At 71.3% G+C, this 20,177-nt stretch carries 15 protein-coding genes and 1 pseudogene; 7 read left to right on the top strand and 9 right to left on the bottom strand.

What is annotated here, in order from left to right; genetic code table 11:
* Positions 1 to 18: 18 nt before the first annotated feature.
* The 3 genes from bioB to AB0K25_RS30630 are packed head-to-tail and all read left to right on the top strand — an operon-like array spanning position 19 to position 1,777.
* Entirely contained in the window at positions 19 to 1,014 is a 996-nt protein-coding gene (bioB, locus tag AB0K25_RS30640; protein WP_363823894.1) for a biotin synthase BioB, read from the top strand.
* 7 nt (positions 1,015 to 1,021) lie between these two features.
* Positions 1,022 to 1,267, top strand: a complete 246-nt coding sequence (locus AB0K25_RS30635) for a hypothetical protein (RefSeq protein ID WP_255599156.1) — start codon at positions 1,022 to 1,024, stop codon at positions 1,265 to 1,267.
* Positions 1,268 to 1,270: 3 nt separating this feature from the next.
* Positions 1,271 to 1,777, top strand: a complete 507-nt coding sequence (locus AB0K25_RS30630) for a GNAT family protein (protein WP_219468803.1) — start codon at positions 1,271 to 1,273, stop codon at positions 1,775 to 1,777.
* A 71-nt stretch (positions 1,778 to 1,848) separates the two neighbouring features.
* Here the strand turns inward: AB0K25_RS30630 and AB0K25_RS30625 are convergent, their stop codons facing one another.
* Together AB0K25_RS30625 and AB0K25_RS30620 are read right to left on the bottom strand one after the other, a co-directional pair.
* On the bottom strand, positions 1,849 to 4,320 hold the full coding sequence (locus AB0K25_RS30625) for a non-reducing end alpha-L-arabinofuranosidase family hydrolase (RefSeq protein WP_363823892.1): 2,472 nt from the start codon (positions 4,318 to 4,320) through the stop codon (positions 1,849 to 1,851).
* Positions 4,321 to 4,529: 209 nt separating this feature from the next.
* Positions 4,530 to 7,565 (bottom strand): glycoside hydrolase family 9 protein, encoded by a 3,036-nt coding sequence (locus AB0K25_RS30620; protein WP_363823891.1) that lies wholly within the window; start codon positions 7,563 to 7,565, stop codon positions 4,530 to 4,532.
* 305 nt (positions 7,566 to 7,870) lie between these two features.
* Here AB0K25_RS30620 and AB0K25_RS30615 point away from each other — a divergent pair, with 305 nt between their 5' ends.
* Complete coding sequence (locus tag AB0K25_RS30615) at positions 7,871 to 8,275, top strand: VOC family protein (protein WP_244253589.1); 405 nt, start codon at positions 7,871 to 7,873, stop codon at positions 8,273 to 8,275.
* Positions 8,276 to 8,418: 143 nt separating this feature from the next.
* Here AB0K25_RS30615 and AB0K25_RS30610 read toward each other — a convergent pair whose 3' ends face one another.
* Both AB0K25_RS30610 and AB0K25_RS30605 read right to left on the bottom strand, forming a co-directional pair.
* Positions 8,419 to 9,576 (bottom strand): GNAT family N-acetyltransferase, encoded by a 1,158-nt coding sequence (locus tag AB0K25_RS30610; RefSeq protein ID WP_219468796.1) that lies wholly within the window; start codon positions 9,574 to 9,576, stop codon positions 8,419 to 8,421.
* 89 nt (positions 9,577 to 9,665) lie between these two features.
* On the bottom strand, positions 9,666 to 10,367 hold the full coding sequence (locus tag AB0K25_RS30605) for an amino acid-binding protein (RefSeq protein WP_219468793.1): 702 nt from the start codon (positions 10,365 to 10,367) through the stop codon (positions 9,666 to 9,668).
* A gap of 151 nt (positions 10,368 to 10,518) precedes the next feature.
* Here AB0K25_RS30605 and AB0K25_RS30600 point away from each other — a divergent pair, with 151 nt between their 5' ends.
* Complete coding sequence (locus AB0K25_RS30600) at positions 10,519 to 11,610, top strand: phosphotransferase family protein (protein ID WP_363823904.1); 1,092 nt, start codon at positions 10,519 to 10,521, stop codon at positions 11,608 to 11,610.
* Positions 11,610 to 12,821: an acyl-CoA dehydrogenase family protein gene (locus AB0K25_RS30595; protein WP_219468788.1), complete on the top strand. Its 1,212-nt coding sequence runs from the start codon at positions 11,610 to 11,612 to the stop codon at positions 12,819 to 12,821. The genes AB0K25_RS30600 and AB0K25_RS30595 overlap by 1 nt, the downstream gene beginning before the upstream one ends.
* A 159-nt stretch (positions 12,822 to 12,980) precedes the next feature.
* Here the strand turns inward: AB0K25_RS30595 and AB0K25_RS30590 are convergent, their stop codons facing one another.
* From AB0K25_RS30590 to AB0K25_RS30570, 5 genes are all read right to left on the bottom strand, one after another.
* Entirely contained in the window at positions 12,981 to 14,027 is a 1,047-nt protein-coding gene (locus tag AB0K25_RS30590) for a LacI family DNA-binding transcriptional regulator (RefSeq protein WP_208570746.1), read from the bottom strand.
* 91 nt (positions 14,028 to 14,118) lie between these two features.
* Positions 14,119 to 15,552: a GH1 family beta-glucosidase gene (locus tag AB0K25_RS30585; protein WP_219468786.1), complete on the bottom strand. Its 1,434-nt coding sequence runs from the start codon at positions 15,550 to 15,552 to the stop codon at positions 14,119 to 14,121.
* Positions 15,549 to 16,391, bottom strand: coding sequence for a carbohydrate ABC transporter permease (locus tag AB0K25_RS30580; protein ID WP_204924033.1), 843 nt, complete (start codon positions 16,389 to 16,391; stop codon positions 15,549 to 15,551). The genes AB0K25_RS30585 and AB0K25_RS30580 overlap by 4 nt, the downstream gene beginning before the upstream one ends.
* A 10-nt stretch (positions 16,392 to 16,401) precedes the next feature.
* Positions 16,402 to 17,370 carry a sugar ABC transporter permease gene (locus tag AB0K25_RS30575; protein ID WP_204924032.1) on the bottom strand — a complete coding sequence of 323 codons (969 nt, stop codon included), beginning with the start codon at positions 17,368 to 17,370 and terminating at the stop codon, positions 16,402 to 16,404.
* Positions 17,371 to 17,485: 115 nt separating this feature from the next.
* On the bottom strand, positions 17,486 to 18,778 hold the full coding sequence (locus AB0K25_RS30570; RefSeq protein WP_219468783.1) for an extracellular solute-binding protein: 1,293 nt from the start codon (positions 18,776 to 18,778) through the stop codon (positions 17,486 to 17,488).
* A gap of 543 nt (positions 18,779 to 19,321) precedes the next feature.
* On the opposite strand from AB0K25_RS30570, the pseudogene AB0K25_RS30565 reads away from it, so the two are divergent.
* A pseudogene (locus AB0K25_RS30565) lies at positions 19,322 to 20,065 on the top strand (pyrimidine reductase family protein); the annotation flags it as partial.
* Between the last annotated feature and the right edge of the window lie 112 nt (positions 20,066 to 20,177).

Below are 20,177 nucleotides of genomic sequence, written 5' to 3'. Positions count from 1 at the left end.
CCTTGTAGGGTACGACCCATGCCAGAGATCCTCGACCAGGCCCGGACCCAGGTGCTGGGCGACGGCGTCGGCCTCGACCAGGCTGGTGTCCTCGCGGTGTTGACCCTGCCCGACGAGCACGTCCCCGCCGCCCTCCAGCTCGCCCACGAGGTGCGGATGCGGTGGTGCGGCCCGGAGGTCGAGGTCGAGGGGATCGTCTCGCTCAAGACCGGCGGCTGCCCGGAGGACTGCCATTTCTGTTCGCAGTCCGGCCTGTTCACCTCCCCCGTGCGCTCGGTCTGGCTGGACATCCCGTCGCTGGTGGAGGCGGCGAAGCAGACGGCCGCGACCGGGGCGAGCGAGTTCTGCATCGTGGCCGCCGTACGCGGGCCGGACGACCGGTTGATGAAGCAGATGCGCGAGGGGGTCGCCGCGATCCGCGCGGAGGTCGACATCCAGGTCGCCGCGTCGCTTGGCATGCTCAGCCAGGAGCAGGTCGACGACCTGGTCGAGATGGGCGTGCACCGCTACAACCACAACCTGGAGACCTGCCGTTCCTACTTCCCGAACGTGGTCACCACGCATTCCTGGGAGGAGCGCTGGGAGACCCTGCGGATGGTCCGCGAATCCGGCATGGAGGTCTGCTGCGGCGGCATCCTCGGCCTCGGCGAGACGGTGCAGCAGCGCGCCGAGTTCGCCGCGCAGCTCGCCCAGCTCGACCCGCACGAGGTCCCGCTGAACTTCCTCAACCCGCGTCCGGGCACCCCCCTCGGTGACCGGCCGGTGGTGGAGGGCAAGGACGCGCTGCGGGCCATCGCCGCATTCCGGCTGGCCATGCCGCGCACCATCCTGCGGTACGCGGGCGGCCGGGAGATCACCCTCGGTGACCTGGGCACCCGCGACGGCCTGCTGGGCGGGATCAACGCGGTGATCGTCGGCAACTACCTGACCACGCTGGGTCGGCCGGCGACCGACGACCTGAAGCTGCTCGACGACCTGAAGATGCCGGTCAAGGCCCTCTCCGCCACCCTGTGAGGTGATGATGACCGACGCGGGTGACCCGACCACCGACGGCCGTACGGCGGAGTCCGCCGTGCTGACGTCGGACGCGACCTGGTGCGACCGCTGTGGTGCGGACGCCACGGCGGGCCCGCACCCGGGGTGCGCGACGGCCCGGGTGCTGGAACCGCCCCGCTACTGCGGGCACTGTCGACGGCGGATGAAGGTGCAGGTGCTGCCGGTCGGCTGGTCGGCGGTCTGCGTCGAGCACGGCGAGCGGCGGGGCTGAGGCGTGCTGCGCGGGCGGGCGGTCACGCTGCGGCCGGTGACGGAGGCGGACGTGCCCGCCCTGGCCACGATCCGGGCCACCCCGGAGGTACGCCGCTGGTGGCGCGGCGGTGACGACCTGGCCGCGTCGGTGCGGGCCGACCTGGCCGACGACACGGTGACGGTCTACGTCGTCGAGCACGCGGGCCGGCTGGTCGGGGCGATCCAGTGGTACGCCGAGACCGACCCGGACTACCGGCACGCCAGCCTGGACGTCTTCCTCGATCCGGCGGTACGCGGCAACGGGCTGGGCGGGGACGCGGTCCGTACCCTGGTCCGGCACCTGGTCGACGAGTACGGCCACCACCGGTTCACCATCGATCCGGCGGCGGCGAACACGGCGGCGATCCGGGCGTACGCGAAGGTGGGGTTCCGCCCGGTGGGCGTGATGCGGCGGTACGAGCGGGGCGCGGACGGGCACTGGCACGACGCGCTGCTGATGGACCTGCTCGCGGAGGAGCTGGCCGACTGAAACCGGGCGGGGCGTGCCCGGCACCCTCAGGTGCCGGACACGCCCCGGTCGTTGCGCGGGCGCAGGTGCGCCTAGCGCTGGAGGGTGAGGACACCCGGCCGCCACGGCAGCAGGTTGTAGTCGGTGTTCGCGTTGGGGTCCTTGCCCTGGTAGAGCAGTTGCAGGTTGCAGGCGTCGATGGTCTTGGTCTGGTCGGGGTTGGTGCGGACCAGGTCACCGTGGCTGATGTCGTTGGTCCACGTGGCGCCGCTGTTGGCCTTGCCGGCGAAGGGGTTGCTCTCGCTGGCCGCCTGCGGGGTCCACGAGCCGCCCAGGCTGTTGGACGTGAACGACCGGAAGTAGCGCCCCTGGCTCCCGATCGCCTCGACGATCATCAGGTACTGGTTCTGGCCCTGCACCTTGTAGACCTCGACGCCCTCGAACAGGTTGTTGGTCGAGTCCGTCATGATCGTCGTGTAGCTCGAACCGAAGCTGCCCGGGAAGTTCCCGAGCGGCATGCTCGACCGGTAGATCTTGCCGTTGTCCCCGGCGAAGAACAGGTACATGTTCTGGTCGTCACCGATGAGGGTCTGGTCGATCACACCGTACGGGGCGTCCGGGAGGGCGGCGGTGGACAGCGTCTGCGCCGAGGACCAGCCGTTGGCGTTGGTCGGGTCGCTCGACGTCTTGTAGCTGAACGAGGTCGGCCCCCACTGGTACGCCAGCACCCAGATGTTCTTCGGGGCGAAGTAGAGCAGCGTGGGCGCCACGGTGCCCTGGCTCATGCCGTTCTGGCTGGCCGAGGCCATGTCGGACCAGTTGGTGAACGTGCCGAAGTTCATCGAGCTGTACTGGCCGCTGCTGTTGACGTACGAGCCGTAGACCAGGTGCTTGCCGTTGTAGACGACGTTGGTGAAGTCCTTGAGCGAGACCCAGCCGTTCTTCGGGCTGGTCAGCGCACCGGTCGACGACCACCGGTAGGTCGACGGGAGCGCGCAGCCACCACCCGGGGGCGGCGTGGTGGTCGGCGGCGGCGTGGTCGGCGGCGCGGTGGTGGGCGGGTTGCTGCCACCGAAGTCGGTGCGCCACTGCTGGTTGGTCTGCCCGTGGCAGTCGTACAGCTGGACCTGCTGGCCGTTGCCGGTGCCCCAGACGTCCAGGCAGCGGCCGGACTGCACGCCGCTGATGGTGCCGTTGGAGTTGATGTTCCACTGCTGGTTGGCCCCGCTGTTGCAGTCCCAGATGATGATCCCGGTGCCGTTGGCGGTGGCCGCGCCGTTCGCGTCCAGGCACTTGGTGCCGTAGACCCGCAGCTGCTTGTTGCTGGTGTACGTCCACTGCTGGTTGGACTGGCTGTTGCAGTCGTAGAGCTGCACCCGGGTGCCGTTGGTCTGGGTGGAGTTCGGCACGTCGATGCACCGGTTCGACGCCACGCCGACGATCCGTCCGGCGCCGCCGCTCGGCGGCGGGGTCGTGGTGGGCGGGGGCGTGGTGGGCGGGCCCGTGGTCGGCCCGGAGGTCGGGGGCGCCGCGTTGAGCGCGTTGAGGACCGAGTTGTACGCGGCCTTCTTGTTGCCGCCGCCGTCGAACAGCAACGGGTTCTCGTTGGAGCGCCAGGAGTCGCTGTCGCGCACGCCCCACACGGTGATGCCGATGCAGCGCGGCACGTTCAGGCACGCCTGGGTCAGCCCGGCGTACTGGGTGGTGGAGGAGTTCGTGACGTCGACCTCGGTCAGCGCCACGTCCACCCCGAGGGCGGCGAAGCTGGACAGCGTGGTCTGGAAGTTGCTCGGCAGCGAGCTGCCGCCGGTGAAGTGGGTCTGCAGGCCGACGCAGTCGATCGGCACGCCCCGGGACTTGAAGTCCTGGATCATGCGGTAGACGCCCTGCGTCTTGCCGTACGACCAGTTCTCGATGTTGTAGTCGTTGTAGCAGAGCTTCACCGACGGGTCGGCGGCCCGCGCGGTGCGGAACGCCACCTCGATCCAGTCGTTGCCGGTGCCCTGGAGGTTCGACGACCGGCGGCTGCCGTCCTCGTTGAACGCCTCGTTGACCACGTCCCACGCGGCGAGCTTGCCCTTGTAGTGGCCCATCACGCCGTTGATGTGGTCGATCATCGCCTGGCGCAGCGTGCTGCCGCTCAGGCTCTGCATCCAGCCGGGCTGCTGCGCGTGCCAGGCCAGGGTGTGCCCACGGACCTTCAGGCCGCGCTGGGTGGCCCAGTTGTAGATCTGGTCACCGGAGTTGAAGTTGAACTGGCCCCGCTGGGGCTGCGTCGCGTCCGGCTTCATCTCGTTCTCGGCCGTGATCATGTTGAACTCGCGGCCGGCGATCGTGCTGTACGTCGAGTCGCCGAGCCGGCCGGCCGCGATAGCCGTGCCGAAGTACCGGCCCGACTGCGCGGCGGCCGCGCCCAGCGTGGTCGCGGCGGCGTTCGCCGACGGCATCATCACCGCGGCGGCTGCCACCGTCACGACGCTGACCGCGCCGGCGAGCAGCGCCCGGACGGCGGGCGATCGCCGTCGCCGAACCCCGCCGTGGTGGACGGATGGACCTGTTGCCATCGTGGTCTCCTTGCTGGCCCGCACCCGGACCGTCGGGGCGGGACGGCCGGACGTCGTGGTTGTTAAATCTAGTGCCGTCGATGTTTCCACCATGCACCGGTCGGAACAAAGATGTTTCGGAAAAGTTTCGGAACATTTTTGGCCGACCACGCTCCGACGAGACGTGGCCGGTCACCCAGGGTGCGGTGCCGGCCACGTCAGGTCGATGATCAGGAGACCGTGCAGGCCGCCCCGTTGAGGGTGAAGGTGGTCGGCTTCGGGTTGCTGCCGGTGTGGGTGCCGTTGAACCCGATGCTGGTGGACGCGCCCGGGGCCAACGCCCCGTTGTAGCTCATGCTGGTCGCCGTCACCGCCGCCCCCGTCTGGGCGAACGTCGCCGACCAGCCCTGGCTGACCTTCTGACCGCTGGTCGGGAAGGTGAAGGCCAGGCTCCAACCGTTGAGCGCGGTCGTACCGGTGTTGGTGATGCTGATGCTGGCGGTGAAGCCGTTGGTCCAGTCGGTGGTGGTGTAACCGACCTTGCACGACGAGGCGGGCGTGGTCGGGGTCGGGGTGGGCGTCGGGGTGGAGGTCGGCGTCGGGGTCGGCGTCGAGGTGCCCGGCAGGGTCTGCACGGTGAGCGTCTTCGACGGGGTGGACGGGTTGCCGGCGGCGTCCACCGCCACCACGTAGAACCCGTACGACGTGTCCGGCGTCAGTCCGGTCACCTGGGCGGTGGTGCCGGTGCTCGTGGCGACGACGAGATGGGCCGGCCAGGACGTCTTGTAGACCCGGTAGCCGGTGACCCCGACGTTGTCGGTGGACGGCGTCCAGCTCAGGGTGACCCCGTTCGCGCCGATGTTCGACGCGGTCGGGGTGCCGGGCGGGGTCGGCCCGCTGGTGTCCGAACCGGTGCCCGCCGGGGTGGCCACCGCGAGCGCCGACGACCACAACGAGCTGTTGCCGGCACCGTCGCGGGCCAGGACCGAGAACCGGTAGTTGCTGGCGGGCGAGAGCGTGGTCAGGGTCAGGCTGTTGGTGGTGGTGCGGAAGGAGGAGCGCACGTCGCTGCCGACCGGCTCCATGGCGACGTCGTAGCCGGCCACGCCGCTGCCACCGGTGTCGGTGGACGCGGGCCAGGTCAGCGTCAGGCCGGTGGGCGTGATCGCGGAGGCGACGGGGGTGCCGGGGACGGTGGGCGGGGTGGTGTCGGTCGGCGTCGAGGTCGGCTCGTCACCCCAGACCCGGGTGGTCCCGGCGTACAGCGGCACCTTCGGGTTTGGGCCGGCGGTGGCCTGGTACGACGGGTCGTTGGTCGGATCCCAGGTACCACCCTCCGGTACGCCGATCTTGAACTGCACCTCCATCCGGTGCTGCGACTGCCCGGCCGGGGCGATCGTGTAGCCGGTGCAGTCCACCTCGACGTACCAGATGTCGCCGGAGAGCTGCTTGGCGGTCGACGGCGACGGGCACCCCTGGGTGTAGCCGGGGGTGACCTGCACGGCGGTGCTGCCCTCGGGCCGGAAGTAGTAACGGAACTTCCCGTTGGTCAGCGCCCGCGCCGGGAACGCCGACTTGTTGTAGACGACCGCCTTGAGCCCGGTCGCCCGGGGCTCGGCCTGCATCACCGTGGTCTCCACGGTCAGCTCGGCGATGTCCGGGGTCTCCGCGCTGGGGAAGTTGGCGAGCGGGGTGCCGCCGTACTCGGAGGAGAGCCGGGCCAGCGCGGAGGTGAAACCGGCGTTGTAGTCGGTGGCCACCTCGTTCATCACGTAGTCCGACCGGCTGTCGGAGTAGGCGTCGTTGGCCGCCGACGGGCCGCCGACCAGCGCGCCGTAGAGCACGTGCCGGGTCTCGACCGGCACCGTCTGGCTGTCCCACCAGGAACCGTGGGCGGTGCGGTGGTGCGGGTTCTTCGGCGCGTTGGCGCCGAAGCCGATCATGTAGCTGGACTTGCGCGGGTTGTCGCCGAGCGCGTAGTTGACCTGCCGGACGGCGAAGTCGTGGAACCGGGCCTTGCGGGTGGCGTCGGTGGTCTTGTCGCTGTAGACCAGCGCCGCGAAGCTGGTGTTCGCCGCGTACCGCAGCGCGCCCCAGGAGTCGAGGACGGCCATCCCGCCCGGCGAGTAGGGCACCTTCTGGCCGTTGACGCCGACCGTCCAGTAATCGAGCCACCGGTTGGCGTCGTCGACGTACTTCTGCTTGCCGGTCAGGTTGGCCAGCAGCACGTACGCCCCGAACTGCTTGTTGTCCCAGGCGAGGGTCCACTTGTAGGACCGGGTGGTGGACTGCGGCTCGGTGCCGAGCTTGTCGTACTCGCTCTCGGCCTTGGCCAGGTAGGTCGCGTCGCCGGTGGCCCGGTGCAGCCAGATCGCCCCCCAGACCAGTTCGTCGGTGTAGCCGCTCCACGACTTGTAGAAGCTCGTCGCGTCGGTGATGCACTCGTGGTAGCTCTTACGCACCGTGTCGGCGAACGTGTAGAGCTGCTTGGCATGGGTGAGCAGCTTGTCGGCGTAGGCGGCGTCGGTGGGCCGGAACACCATCGACGACGCGGCCATCGCCGCCGCCGTCTCCCCCGCCAGGTCCGCACCCCCACAGCTCGCATCGATCTTGTACGCGGGCCGCGCCATCGGCAGCACCTCGGCCGGACCCCACCACTTGTGGTCGTCGTCGCCCTTGCCGACCTGCCCGTAGAGCACGTTGGCCGAGGGGTGCGCCTTGATGAAGTAGTCGTTGACGAAGCGCAGGTTGTTCAACAGCGGGGTGAGCTGCCCTGAGGCGACGTACCCGTCGCGGTACTCGACCGCACCCCAGGCGAGCATGGTGGCGCTGAACGCCATCGGAAAGCCGAACTTCACGTGGTCACCGGCGTCGTACCAGCCGCCGGTGAGGTCCACCCCGACGTCCGCCCCGTCGGTCAGCGCGGAGTCGCCCCGCCAGGAGACCCGGTTCCAGGACGGCTTCTTGCCGGACTGCTGCGCCTCGTAGAACAGCAACGACTTCTGCAGCGCCTCGGGGTAGTTGAACATGCCGGTGCCGGCGGCCTCGGCAGCCGTGGTGCGCTCGGCAGCCGCGCGCTCGGCAGCGGCGGGAGCGGCCCCGGCGGCAGCGGCGCGCTCGGCCCCAGCGGGAGCGGCGCCGGCGGTGAGCGGGAGGGCGCTGACGGCGAGGGCCAGCCCGCTGGTCAGGGCGACACCGGTGGCGAACAGGCGGCGGAGCCGAGGTCGGCCCCCGCCCGACCGGCCCGGCCGGTTCGGGTGCTGCATGGCGAAACTCCTGTCGGTGGTGCCTCCGGCGGCGCCCACCGGACGCGGGGACGGGGGCGTCGCGGGTGGTGAGCGCCGCCGGAGGCGGGTGGTGGTGAGAGAACCGAAGGAGTCGCGGGAGCGCTCCCATGGATGTGCGCCAATGTAATCGTTCGGTCATCGGTTTGTGAAGGGGCCAACCCCCACGACACCCGGAAGAGCCCGCGGAAAACACGCAGGGCGCGGAGGGACGGGGCGGGGGTGCGGAGTTGGGGGCGGGGGATGTTCGTACCGGGGCTGGGCGTCGACGTGACTAGCCTGGATCGATGTCGATGATCGAACAGGTGTCGTTGGGGGTGACCGACGACCGTCGCGCCGGCCGGTTCTGGGCCGAGGCGCTGGGTTACGTCCGTCGCCCACCCCGCTACCCGGCAGACGAGTGGATCGTCCTGGAGCCGCCGCCGGGTACCACGGGGGTGGCGCTGGCCATGGACGTCAGCGAGAGCCCGGTGGCGGAGTTTCCCCGTATCCACCTCGACCTGCACGCGGGTGACCGGGACCTCGACGACGAGGTGGACCGGCTGCTCGGGCTGGGTGCCGACCGGGTCGACTGGCCGCACTATCCTGCCGTACCGGAACCCGGCCAGCTACCGTACGTCGTGCTCGCCGACACCGAGGGGAACCGGTTCTGCGTCTCGGGGCACCGCCGGGCGGGCACCTTCTTCGGCTGATCCGGGGCATCGCGCCGGACATGGGCAGGGCCCCCGCACCGGGGGCCCTGCCTGTGCACCGTCCCCCGCATCGGAGTTCGGCCTTGCACCGGGAGGAATGCCCCCGCCCGGTGCCGTACGGGTCGTCTCGATGGTCGGTGGGGTCAGCAGATCCCACCGTTCGTGCTGGTCGGCCGGGTGCCGCCCACGCTCGTGCTGGGGCGCGGGATTCCGCCGGTGACCGGGACGCCGGTCGCTGGAACGCCGGCCAGCGGGACGCCGGTCGCCGGTACGCCGGCCAGCGGGACGGTGACGGTGAGCACGGTGCCGTCCCGCTCGACCGTCGCGGGCCGGCCCAGCCGGGCCAGTGTCCGCACCATCGGCGTGTTTTCGGCCTGGGTGTGCAGGACCAGCGCCGCGTAGCCGGCCCGCTCGCCGTGGGTCAGCAGCCGACGCAGCAGCGCGGTGCCCAGACCACGTCGCTGCCAGTCGTCGCGGACCAGCAGCGCCACCTCCGCCTCGTCGCCCTCGGCGAGCAGGTTGGCCAGCGCGACGACCGACTCCGCCGCCCCGTCGGAGCCGGTCGTCGTGGCCACCAGGGTCAGCCCCCGGGCTGGTTCCAGCAGGCGGCGCAGCCGGGTCGGCGAGGGCAGCGCCGCGCCGCTCAGATACCGCCGTTGCCGGCTCCGCGCCGAGCAGCCCTCGTGCAGCTCCAGCACCCCGGCCAGGTCGTCGGCGGTCGCTGGCCGGAGGGACAGTTCCGCCCCGTCGGGCAGCACCAGGGTCACCCGGTCGGCTTCCCGCCGGGCCACCGCCGCCGCCAACTCCACCAGCGCCTGCGCCCGCGCGTATTCCGCCGGGGTGAAGCTGGGTGCCTGCCGGCGCAGTTCGTAGGAGCCGCCGGTCGGGTCGGTCAGCAGCATGGTCGTGGTGCCCACCGCGTCGTGCCCGGTGGCGGACGTCGGTCGCCAGGTCACCTCGTCCGCGCCGAGGGTGGCTCGGAGCACCTCACCGGCCTGTTCCGGGTCGCCGACCAACCGGGTGGCCAGGCCGAGCACCCGGGTCGGCTGGTCGGCCAGGCCACGCGCCTCGCTGCGCGCCACCCAGCAGTTGCGACCCCGGCCCCGCTCGACGGCGGCGATCAGGTCCGCCTCGTCGAGCGCGTCCGGCGCGTCGACGAGGAAGTCGTCCACCGCACCGACCTCGGTGGTGTGCACCTGCACGGTGAGGATGTTGACTCCTCGCAGCGCGAGACTCGCGGTGAGGACCGACAGGTAACCCGGCCGGTCGTCCACGGTCGCCCTGACTCGCCACAGCGCCATGCCCACTCCCTTCCCCACCACGAAGCCTGCCCGGGGCCTGTTGCCGTGGCGTTGCCCGGTGGTGTCGCACCGGCAACCGTTCGCCCAGGTCAGGTGACGGTGGTCACCGACCGCGGGCCGACCAGGTCGAGCCGGTCCCCGAGGATCACCGCGCTGGCCCGGACCAACTGGGCGAGCCGGTCGACCTCGGTGGCGTGGAACCCGGCGGCGGTCAACGGCTCGGTGTGGTCCCGGGCCACCACCAGCACCAGCCCGGCCCGGCCGAACGGCGCGATCGCGTAGTGCGTGCCGTCGGCCATGGTCAGGGTGCGGGCCCGCAGCGGGGTCACCTCGGGCAGCCGGGGCGGCTCCGGGGCACGCCAGCTGGCGTGCCCGACGGTGGCCGTCCCCGCGCCGGCCCGCGAGGCCCAGTCCAGCGGTACGACGGCCGCCACCGCCCAGTCTGCGGCGAGCAGCCCCGGTACCGCGTCGACCAGGGTGGCCACCCCGTCGGTGGGGTTCGCCGCCACCTGGGCGAGTAGTTCGGCGTCCTGACCGGTGGTGGTCGGTGCCCCGATCGCCCGCCACACCCCGTCGACGCGCACCCCGGGGATGGCGGCGAGACCGGCGAGCAGGCCCTCGACCCGGGCGGCACCCGGCCAGACCACGGTGAAGTCGTCGACCGCGCGGCCACCGAGCCGCTCCAGCACCACGACCTGGACGATGTCGGCACCGGAGACGCCGAGCGTACGGGCCACCTGGCCGAGTGTCCCGGGGCGGTCCGGCAGGGTCACCCGAACTCTCAGCAACATGTCAGTCCCTCCGCTCGGCGGGCCGGCCACACAGGGCCGGCAGGCTGTTGCCAGCCTGCCGGTTGACCATTTCGCCCCTGTTGCCGTGGCATGTCCCCGGCGGAAAATGGCTGACCTTGACAACCCGGCTGACCTGCCCTCAACTATTCGGATGACCGAGCCGGCCGTCGACGCGTCCCCCGGCAGCCGACCCGGGCCGCCGTACGCCGCACCACCGGGGCTGGACCTCGACCGGTTGCACGGCTGGCTGGTCGCGCACCGGCCGGAGCTGGTGGCCGACGGGCCGCTGCGGGCCACCCTGATCACCGGCGGCAAGTCCAACCTGACCTACCTGCTGCACTGCGGCGGACGCGAGGTGGTGCTGCGCCGCCCCCCGCTGGGGCACGTGCTGGCCACCGCGCACGACATGGCCCGCGAGCACCGCGTGATCGCCGCGCTCGCACCGACCACCGTGCCGGTGCCCGAGGCGCTGCTGCTCTGCGCCGACCCGGCGGTGATCGGCGCACCGTTCTATCTGATGCAGCGGGTGCCGGGCGAGGTGCTGCGCACCCGGGCGCAGACCGATCCGCTCACCGGCGGCCAGCGCCGCGACCTGGCCTGGGCGATGATGGACACCCTCGCCGCGCTGCACACCGTCGACCCGGCCGAGGTGGGGCTGGCCGACTTCGGTCGTCCCGAGGGCTACCTGGGCCGGCAGGTGCGGCGCTGGGCCGGCCAGCTCGACCGGTCCCGCAGCCGGGAGTTGCCCGGGGTGGACGAGTTACGCGACGCGCTGGCCGCCTCGGTGCCCGAGGGCGTCAACGCCGGTCGGATCGTGCACGGCGACTACCGGCTGGACAATCTGCTCACCGCGGTCGACCCGGTGTCGGTGCGGGCGGTGCTGGACTGGGAGATGGCCACCCTGGGTGACCCGCTGGCCGACCTGGGGCTGCTGCTGACGTACTGGGACGTGCTCGGCGACAGTGATCTCGCCGAGGGCAACCCGGTCGCCGACGGGCTCGGCCCGCGCGCGGGTTTCCCCACCGGCCGCGAGCTGATCGACCGGTACGCCGGGCGCAGCGACGTCGACGTGGGGCCGCTGCACTGGCACCTGGCCCTCGGCTGTTTCAAGCTCGCGGTGATCTGCGAGGGCATCCACTACCGGCACACCCTGGGGCAGACCCTCGGCGGTGGGTTCGACCGGATCGGCGAGATGGTGCCGCCGCTGGTCGAGCACGGTCTGCGCGCGGTCGGGGGGAACTGATGGACTTCGGGTACGACGAGCGCACCGTCGAGCTGCGGGAGCGGCTCGGCGCGTTCCTGGACGAGTGCGTCCTGCCGGCCGAGCCGGTGCACGCCGCACAGGTCGCGGCGGCGGGCGACCCGTGGGCCCGGCCCCCGGTGCTCGACGAGCTGAAGGCCGAGGCCCGCCGTCGCGGCCTGTGGAACCTCTTCCTGCCCGATCCGCGCTACGGCGCCGGGCTGACCAACCTGCAGTACGCCCCGCTCGCCGAGCTGACCGGGCGCAGCCCGCACCTGGCCCCCGAGGCGGTCAACTGCGCCGCCCCGGACACCGGCAACATGGAGCTGCTGGCCGAGTTCGGCTCCGAGGCGCACCGCGACAGGTGGCTCGCCCCGCTGCTGGCCGGCGAGATCCGTTCGGCGTTCTGCATGACCGAGCCGGAGGTGGCCTCGTCCGACGCCACCAACATCGCCACCCGGATCGTCCGGGACGGCGACCACTACGTGGTCAACGGGCGCAAGTGGTGGTCGTCCGGGGCGATGGACCCCCGGTGTGGGTTGTTCATCGTGATGGGCAAGACCGACCCCACCGCCGACCGGCACCGTCAGCAGAGCATGGTGCTGGTGCCCCGGGACACCCCGGGGGTGCACGTCCGGCGGGGCATGACGGTCTTCGGTTACTCCGACGCCCCGCACGGCGGGCACGCGGAGATCGACTTCGTCGACGTCCGGGTGCCGGCGGAGAACCTGGTCGGTGGCGAGGGGGCCGGGTTCGCCATCGCCCAGGCCCGGCTCGGTCCGGGCCGCATCCACCACTGCATGCGGCTGGTCGGGATGGCCGAGCGGGCCCTGGAGCTGCTCTGCCGGCGGGCCAACGAGCGGATCGCGTTCGGCCGGCCGCTGGCCGAGCAGGGGGTGGTCCGGGAGTGGATCGCCGAGTCCCGGGTGCGGATCGAGCAGGCCCGGCTGCTGGTGCTCAAGACCGCCTGGCTGATGGACACCGTCGGCAACCGGGGCGCACACACCGAGATCCAGGCCATCAAGATCGCCACGCCGGCGATGGCCGAGTGGGTGATCGACAAGGCGATCCAGGGGTACGGCGGCGCCGGGGTCAGCCAGGACACCCCGCTCGCCGGGCTCTGGGCCCAGGCCCGCACCCTGCGGCTCGCCGACGGCCCCGACGAGGTGCACCGCTCGTCCCTGGCCAAGCGGGAGCTGCGCCGCTGGTCCTGAGCCTGCGCCTGCGCCGCCGGCCGTCGGCCCGGATCGGGAGCGGGCCACCAGCCGCACAGCGCGGCTGCCCGTGCCGCACGGCGGGTGCCGCCTGCGGCGAACCGTGCCATCGCCGGTCAGGCACGGCCCCGGGGTGGAGGCCGGAACTGTCGAAGCGCTTCAGGTGGAGGCACGCTGGATGAGCTCGGTGTCCAGCAGGATGTGCGGGGTGGGGATCTCGTCACCCCGGATGCGGGCCACCAGCAGCCGGGCCATCTGCCGGCCCATCTCCTCCACCGGCTGGAAGACCGTGGTCAGCGGCGGGTCGGCCTGCTGGGCGACCGGGGAGTCGTCGAAACCGATGATCGCGACGTCCTCGGGCACCCGGCGACCCGACTCACGCAGGGTCCGCAGCGCGCCGAACGCCATCAGGTCGGAGGCGACGAAGACCGCGTCCAACTCGGGGCAGGCGTCCAGCAGCCGGCGCATGCACGCCGCGCCGCTGCCCTCGCTGAAGTCCCCGTAGGCGATCATGCGCGGGTCGAGCCCGCCGATGGTGGACTCCACCGCCTCCCGGTAGCCCACCAGGCGGGCCAGGCCGGCGCCCATGTCCTGCGGGCCGGCGATGGTGGCGATCCGGCGTCGGCCCCGCCGGGCCAGGTGCTGCACCGCGTTGCGGGCCCCACCGACATTGTCGACGTCGACGAACCAGGACGGCCGTGCCCCGGGGCGCAGCATCCGAGCCGGCCGACCGCCGAGCACGGTGGGCAGGTCGCGCTCCTCCAGCAGGGTGGGCAGCGGGTCGGAGTCGTGCAGCGACAGCAGCAGCACCCCGTCGACGTGCTGGTTGGTCAGGTGGTTCTCGACCCGTTCCCGTTCGATCGGGGACTGCACCATGGCGAGCCAGAGTTGCAGCGGCGTCTCCAGCAGGCCGGAGCTGACGCCCCGGACGATGCCGGCGAAGAACGGTTCGGTGAAGACCCGCTCCCCCGACTCGGAGACCACCAGGGCCACCGAGTCGGTGCGCTGGGTGACCAGTGCCCGTGCCGCCCGGTTCGGGACGTACCCCAGCTCGGCGATGGCCTGTTGGACGGCGGCCCGGGCCTCCGGACTGACCTGGGGTGAACCGTTGACCACCCGGGAGACCGTGCCCCGCCCGACACCCGCGCGGGCGGCGACCGCGTCGAGGGTCGGGCGCCCGAGTGACCGGGTGCGTTGCGTTGTCATCGTCTCTCCTCCGACGTCGGACGGTCCCCGCCGTCCGCCCCCGGGGGCGGGCGGCGCGGCGGGGCCGTCCGGAATGCTGGCTGGCCTCTGCCTATTGTGCGGCCAGACCGTTGCGTCGGATCACCTCGGCGTACCACCTGGCGCTGGACTTGGGGATACGGGCCTGGGTGTCGTAGTCGATCCAGACCATCCCGAAGCGCTTGGTGTAACCCCAGGCCCACTCGAAATTATCCATCAGCGACCACGCGAAGTAGCCCCGCAGGGGCACTCCCGCGCCGATCGCCTCGTGGGATGCCCGCAGGTGTGCGTCGAAGTAGGCCAACCGGTCGACGTCGTCGACCCGACCGTCCTGCACGGTGTCGACGAACGCCGAGCCGTTCTCGGTGACGTAGAGCGGCAGGTCGGTGTACTCCTCGTGGACCCGCCGCAGCGTCTCCACGAGGCCCGGGGCGTCGATCTCCCAGTCCATGTCGGTGACCGGGACACCCCGGGTGACGAACCGGACGTCCTCGCTGCCCGGCCAGCAGGACGGTGCCCGCCAGTACTTCTCCGGCTCCTCACCGGCGACCGGGGCGGCCACCACGTGCCGGCTGTAGTAGTTGACGCCGACCAGGTCCAACGGGGTGGAGATGATCTCCAGATCGCCGTCCCGGACGTGTCCGAAGTCGGTCACCTCGGCCAGGTCGGCGGTCAGGTCCGCCGGGTACGACCCGCGCAGCAGCGGGTCGAGGAAGAACCGGTTGGCCAACCCGTCGATCCGGCGGGCGGCGTCGACGTCGGCGGGCGCGTCGCTGGCCGGGGTCACCGGGTAGAGGTTGACCGTGACGCCGAGCTGGGCCTGCGGCAGCTTGGCCCGCAGGGCCTGCACGGCGAGCCCGTGACCGAGCATGAGGTGGTGCCCGGCCCGGACCGAGTCCGCCCCGTCGGAACGCCCGGGGGCGTGCGCCCCGGAGCCGTAGCCGAGGAACGCCGAGCACCACGGCTCGTTGAGGGTGGTCCAGTACGTCACCCGGTCACCGACGGCGTCCGCGACCAGGGACGCGTAGTCGGCGAACCGACCGGCGGTGTCCCGGGCCGGCCAGCCGCCCGCGTCCTCCAGCGGCTGGGGCAGGTCCCAGTGGTAGAGGGTGAGCCACGGCTCGATGCCGTTGGCCAGCAGCTCGTCGATCAGCCGCCGGTAGAAGTCCAGACCCTGCTGGTTGGCGCCGCCGGTGCCGCCGGGCTGCACCCGCGGCCAGGAGACCGAGAACCGGTACGACTTGAGGCCCAGCTCGGCCATCATCCGGACGTCGTCGGGCATCCGGTGGTAATGGTCGCAGGCCACGTCCCCGGTGTGCCCGGAAACCACCCGCCCTTCGGTGTGACTGAACGTGTCCCAGATCGACGGGGTCCGGCCGCCCTCGGCGGCGGCCCCCTCGATCTGGTACGCGGCGGTCGCCGCGCCCCACAGGAAGCCGGGCGGGAAGGTCAGTTCCGGCCCCTGGTCGAGTACGCCGACAGCGGGCGGGTGGGTCGGGTTGCTCACGACTTGACGGCGCCTTCCATGATGCCGCCGATGATCTGGCGGCCGAACACGATGAACACGATCACCAGGGGCACGGTGCCGATGGCGGTCGCGGCGAACACCTGCGAGTAGTCGGTGTAGTAGGCGTAGGACAGGAACGCCAGCGACACCTGCAGGGTCGGGTTCTCGGGGGTGAGCACGGCGTACGGCCAGAGGTAGGAGTTCCAGGTCTCCATGAAGGTGAGCAGGCCGAGCACGGCGGCGGCGGGGCGCAGCGCCGGCAGCACGATGTTCCAGAAGATCCGGAAGGTGCTGGCGCCGTCGACCCGGCCGGCCTCGATCAGCTCGTCGGAGATGGCCTGGATGGCGTACTGCCGCATCATGAACACGCCGAATGCGCTGACCAGGAAGGGCACGGTCACCGCGTAGAGGGTGTCGTACCAGCCGAGGTCCTGGATCATGCCCCAGAGCGGGATCAGGCCGAGCTGGGTCGGGATCATCATGGTCACGATGATCGTCAGCAGCAGGGCGTTGCGGCCCCGGAACCGCAGCTTGGCGAAGGCGAACCCGGCCAGCGACCCGGTGATCACCACCGAGACGGTGACCACGGCGGAGACGATCACCGAGTTGAGCAGGCCGGTGAGGAAGTTCGCCGCGTCGTTGTCGAGCACCCGGCCGAAGTTCGCGCCGAACTCGCCGGCCGGGGTGAACGGCGGCGGCACGTCGTTGATCTGGTCGAGGCTACGGGTGGCGATGACCACCATGTAGTAGAAGGGGTACACCGAGAAGAGCACCGCGACGACGAGCGCGATGTAGAGCAGCGGACTGGTGCGCCAGAGGCGCTGGGATGCCTTGTTCACGGCGCGGTCCTCACTTCACCGAACGGCGGACGAGCAGGAAGTTCACCAGCGAGACCAGGGCGATCATGACGAACATGGCCCAGGCCACCGCTGCGCCGTAGCCGGCGGAGCTGAGGTTCTCGATGCCGAGTTCGTACATGTACATCGCCAGGGTCTGGAACTCGCGCTGGTCGCCACCGATGATGTTGCCGTTGCCGAAGACCAGCGGCTCGGTGAAGAGCTGGAGCCCACCGATGGTGGACAGGGTGACCACGAAGACGAAGGTGGGGGTCAGCATCGGCAGGGTGATCCGCCAGAACTGCTTCCACTGGTTGGCGCCGTCGATCGCGGCGGCCTCGTAGAGGTCCTTCGGGATGGCCTGCATGCCGGCCAGCAGGATCAGCGTGTTGTAGCCGGTCCACCGCCAGTTGACCATGGAGGCGATGGCCGTCCAGGAGCTCCACTTCTGGGCGTCCCAGTCGACCGCGTCGACGCCGACCAGGCTGAGCACCCAGTTGATCAGACCGAAGTCGCGCTGGAAGAGCATCCCGAAGACGATCGCCACCGCGGCGACGGAGACCACGTTGGGCATGAAGATGGCCATCCGGAACAGCGTCCGGGCCCGCAGGAAGGTGCGGTTGAGCATGGTGGCCAGGAAGAGTGCCAGGAGCAACTGCGGGATCGTCGACAGGATGAAGATGCCGAACGTGTTGATCGTGGCGTTCCAGAAGTATTCGTCGGTGAACAGCCGGGTGTAGTTGTCGAACCCGATGAAGCTGTGGTCACCGATGAGGTCCCAGTCGTGCAGCGACATCCACGCGGTCCGCAGCATCGGGTAGAACCCGAAGATGCCGAAGATCACGAAGAACGGCGCGATGTAGAGGTAGGGCGAGAGCTTCAGGTCGAGGCGGTTCAGGGTGATCGCCCGGCTGCGCCGCCGGGGAGGTGTGGGGGGTGGTGCGCTGGGCGACGGCGGCGCCGTCGTGGCCGAGAGGCTCATGCGGGGTCCTTTCCCGGCTCCGGCGGGGCCGGTGAGGCGGGCGGTACGTGGAACGGGACGCCATTGGTGGCGCCCGGGACATGCCCGGACGCCACCGCCGGTGGTGGTGCAGTGATCAGAAGGCGCCCTGGGTCTTGGCGTCCTTGAGGAACTGCTCCCAGGCCTTGTCCTTGGGGGACTGCCCGTTCTCGTACGAGCGCAGGGCCGGCTCGAACGCGTTCTCCTTGATCGCCTGGTGCTTCGGGCCGAGGTGCAGCGGCTGGATCTTCTCGACGCTCTCACCGAAGATCTTGCCGGTCGGGGCACCGCTGAAGTACTCGTTGGTGTAGCTGGTGAAGTCCGGGTTCTTCAGCGCCTCGAGGTTGGTCGGCAGCGGGCCCTTGAGCTTGAACGCCTCGACCTGGCTCTTGGCGTTGGTCAGGTACTCGGCGAGCTTCGCCGCCTCCTTCGGGAACTTGCTCTGGGCCGGCACGGCCAGCCACGAGCCGCCCCAGTTGCCCGCGCCGCCGGGAACCGGCGCCACGTCCCACTTGCCCTTGTTCTCCGGGCCGGAGTTGTCGGCGACGATACCGAGCATCCACGACGGGCAGAAGGTGGCCGCGAAGGTGCCCTGCTTGAAGCCGGCCGACCACTCGGGCGACCAGGTGGCGCTCTTCGAGGAGATCTTCGCGTCGGCCATCGCGACCGAGGTCTCCCAGGCGGTCTTCACGGCCGCGCTCTTGTCGGCGACGACGTTGTCTTCCTTGTCGTAGAAGAGGTCACCGCCCTGCTGCACCATGACCGCGCTGGCCGCGGTGGTGACCGAGTCGATCAGGCCCTTGTTGGTGGCCGCGCGGTACTTCTTGCCGGTCTCGATGAAGGCGTTCCAGTCCGGCCAGAGCGCGGCCACCTGGTCCCGCTCGGTCGGCAGCTTGGCCGCGGCGAACAGGTCCTTGCGGTAGCAGACCGCGAGGCTGCCGACGTCGGTGGGCAGGCCGATCAGCCGCCCGTCCGCCGCCTTGCCCAGCTCCCACTTCCACGGCAGGTATTCCTTGCTGTGGTCGGCAATCAGCGGCGCCAGGTCGGCCCAGTTGGCCGGGTTGGTCTTGAACTCGTTGAGGATGCCCTCTTCGAGCGCGGTGACGTCCGCGGCGCCCTTGCCGGTGGCGAGCGCCCGGACCACCTTCGGCCGGTACTCGTTGAGCTGCGCGGTCTTGCGCAGCTCGACCTTGATGCCGGTGTCCTTCTCGTACTGCTTGATGATCTCGTCGTATCCGAACTCGCCGAAGGTGTCGACGACCAGCTTGCTGGGCTTGCCGCCGGATTCCTTGGCCTCATCGTCCTTGCCGCAGGCCGCGAGACCGCCGATGGCGGTGACCGCGGCCAGGGCGGCGACCGCGAAACGGTTACGCCGCGTGGTGACGCTCATCCTGACCCCTTTTCGATGGTGAGGCTGGGTTGGTGTGGTGGGGGTGCCGTTGCATGTCCCGGGCCGGTCCGACGTCTGCCGCCGGTCCGTCGGAGGTGGCCGCGGGTGATCCGCACCACGCCCTTGGGAACGCTCCCATGAGATTGCCGGGAGGTGTCGGGGGTGTCAATAGACCGTTGGGAGCGTTCCCAGATCGTTACCAGGTATCGCGTTTATGCCCCTCCACCACCGGGACGCAGGTCGCCGGACGTGGCGCAGCGGGCTGGTCGCCCCGACCCGCTCGGGCGACGACGGGGCCGGCCGGAAGAGCAGCCACCGGGGGCCCGCACCGGCCGCCCGATCGGTGTGCTGACCCGGCGCGGACACCTTCGGCGGCAAGAGCCGAGGGTGGCCGGCAGCCGCCCGCCCCACCGCATAGGCTGCCCGCATGATCTGCCGAGCGTGCCGGCAGCGCAGGCACGACGACTGCCCCGGCCGGACGTGGTGCGACTGCCAGCACCGTACCCCCGCGCCCACCCCCGTGGTCACCGGTCCGGCCGGCGAATGAGCGACGAGATCCCGATCCGGCGGATCTGGCCCGCGCCGGCCACCGGTCCGCTGGACGACGCCGCGCTGACCGCGATCTACGCCCGCGCCGACACCCCCCGGCTCCGGGTCAACTTCGTCGCCAGCGCCGACGGCGCGGTCACCCTGGACGGTTACTCCGCCGGGCTGTCCGGCGCCCCGGACAAGCGGGTCTTCGGTCTGCTCCGGATGCTCTGCGACGGGCTGCTGGTGGCTGCCGGCACGCTGCGGCACGAGGGCTACCGGGCGATCCGGCTGAGTGCGCCACGGCGGGCCTGGCGACGCGCGCACGGCCTGGCCGAGTACCCCACGCTGGCGGTCGTCTCCGGGTCGCTGCGGCTCGACCCGGCGCAGGCCGCCTTCGCCGACGCCCCGGTGCGCCCGGTGGTGCTGACCACCGAGACGGCCGTCGCACCGCCCGGCCTCACCGACGCCGTCGACCTGGTGCGGGTCGGCCGGGACACCGTCGATCTCGCCGCCGGCCTGGCCGCGCTGCGTCGACGCGGACTGGGGCAACTGCTCTGCGAGGGTGGTCCGCACCTGTTCGGCGCGCTCACCGCGGCCGACCTCGTCGACGAACTCTGCCTGACCGTCGCCCCGCTGTTGGCCGGGGCCGGCCCGGGGCGGATCACCGCCGGACCGCACAGCCCGCCCCGACCGCTGCCGCTGCGGCACACGCTGGCCGCCGGGGACGGCGTGCTCATGCTGCGCTACGCCCGCGACCCGGCGGACACGCCGTCCGTGCAGCCCCGCCTTGTGGGCGAAGGCGGCGGCCCCGGCATACGCCTGGTGGGTGTCGGGGGCGATGTTGGCGATCTCGGCGATGGCGTGCGAG

It is taken from the genome of Micromonospora sp. NPDC049257, assembly GCF_040678915.1.
Taxonomy (GTDB): Bacteria; Actinomycetota; Actinomycetes; order Mycobacteriales; family Micromonosporaceae; genus Micromonospora; species Micromonospora antibiotica.
This window is presented reverse-complemented; position numbering and strand designations above follow the sequence as displayed.

Bases quoted from the DNA above. Each gene is read 5' to 3' on its own strand.
- bioB (WP_363823894.1), top strand. From the start codon at position 19: ATGCCAGAGATCCTCGACCAGGCCCGGACCCAGGTGCTGGGCGACGGC.
- AB0K25_RS30635 (WP_255599156.1), top strand. From the start codon at position 1,022: ATGACCGACGCGGGTGACCCGACCACCGACGGCCGTACGGCGGAGTCC.
- AB0K25_RS30625 (WP_363823892.1), bottom strand. From the start codon at position 4,320: ATGGCAACAGGTCCATCCGTCCACCACGGCGGGGTTCGGCGACGGCGA.
- AB0K25_RS30620 (WP_363823891.1), bottom strand. From the start codon at position 7,565: ATGCAGCACCCGAACCGGCCGGGCCGGTCGGGCGGGGGCCGACCTCGG.
- AB0K25_RS30615 (WP_244253589.1), top strand. From the start codon at position 7,871: ATGTCGATGATCGAACAGGTGTCGTTGGGGGTGACCGACGACCGTCGC.
- AB0K25_RS30610 (WP_219468796.1), bottom strand. From the start codon at position 9,576: ATGGCGCTGTGGCGAGTCAGGGCGACCGTGGACGACCGGCCGGGTTAC.
- AB0K25_RS30605 (WP_219468793.1), bottom strand. From the start codon at position 10,367: ATGTTGCTGAGAGTTCGGGTGACCCTGCCGGACCGCCCCGGGACACTC.
- AB0K25_RS30600 (WP_363823904.1), top strand. From the start codon at position 10,519: ATGACCGAGCCGGCCGTCGACGCGTCCCCCGGCAGCCGACCCGGGCCG.
- AB0K25_RS30595 (WP_219468788.1), top strand. From the start codon at position 11,610: ATGGACTTCGGGTACGACGAGCGCACCGTCGAGCTGCGGGAGCGGCTC.
- AB0K25_RS30590 (WP_208570746.1), bottom strand. From the start codon at position 14,027: ATGACAACGCAACGCACCCGGTCACTCGGGCGCCCGACCCTCGACGCG.
- AB0K25_RS30575 (WP_204924032.1), bottom strand. From the start codon at position 17,370: ATGAGCCTCTCGGCCACGACGGCGCCGCCGTCGCCCAGCGCACCACCC.
- AB0K25_RS30570 (WP_219468783.1), bottom strand. From the start codon at position 18,778: ATGAGCGTCACCACGCGGCGTAACCGTTTCGCGGTCGCCGCCCTGGCC.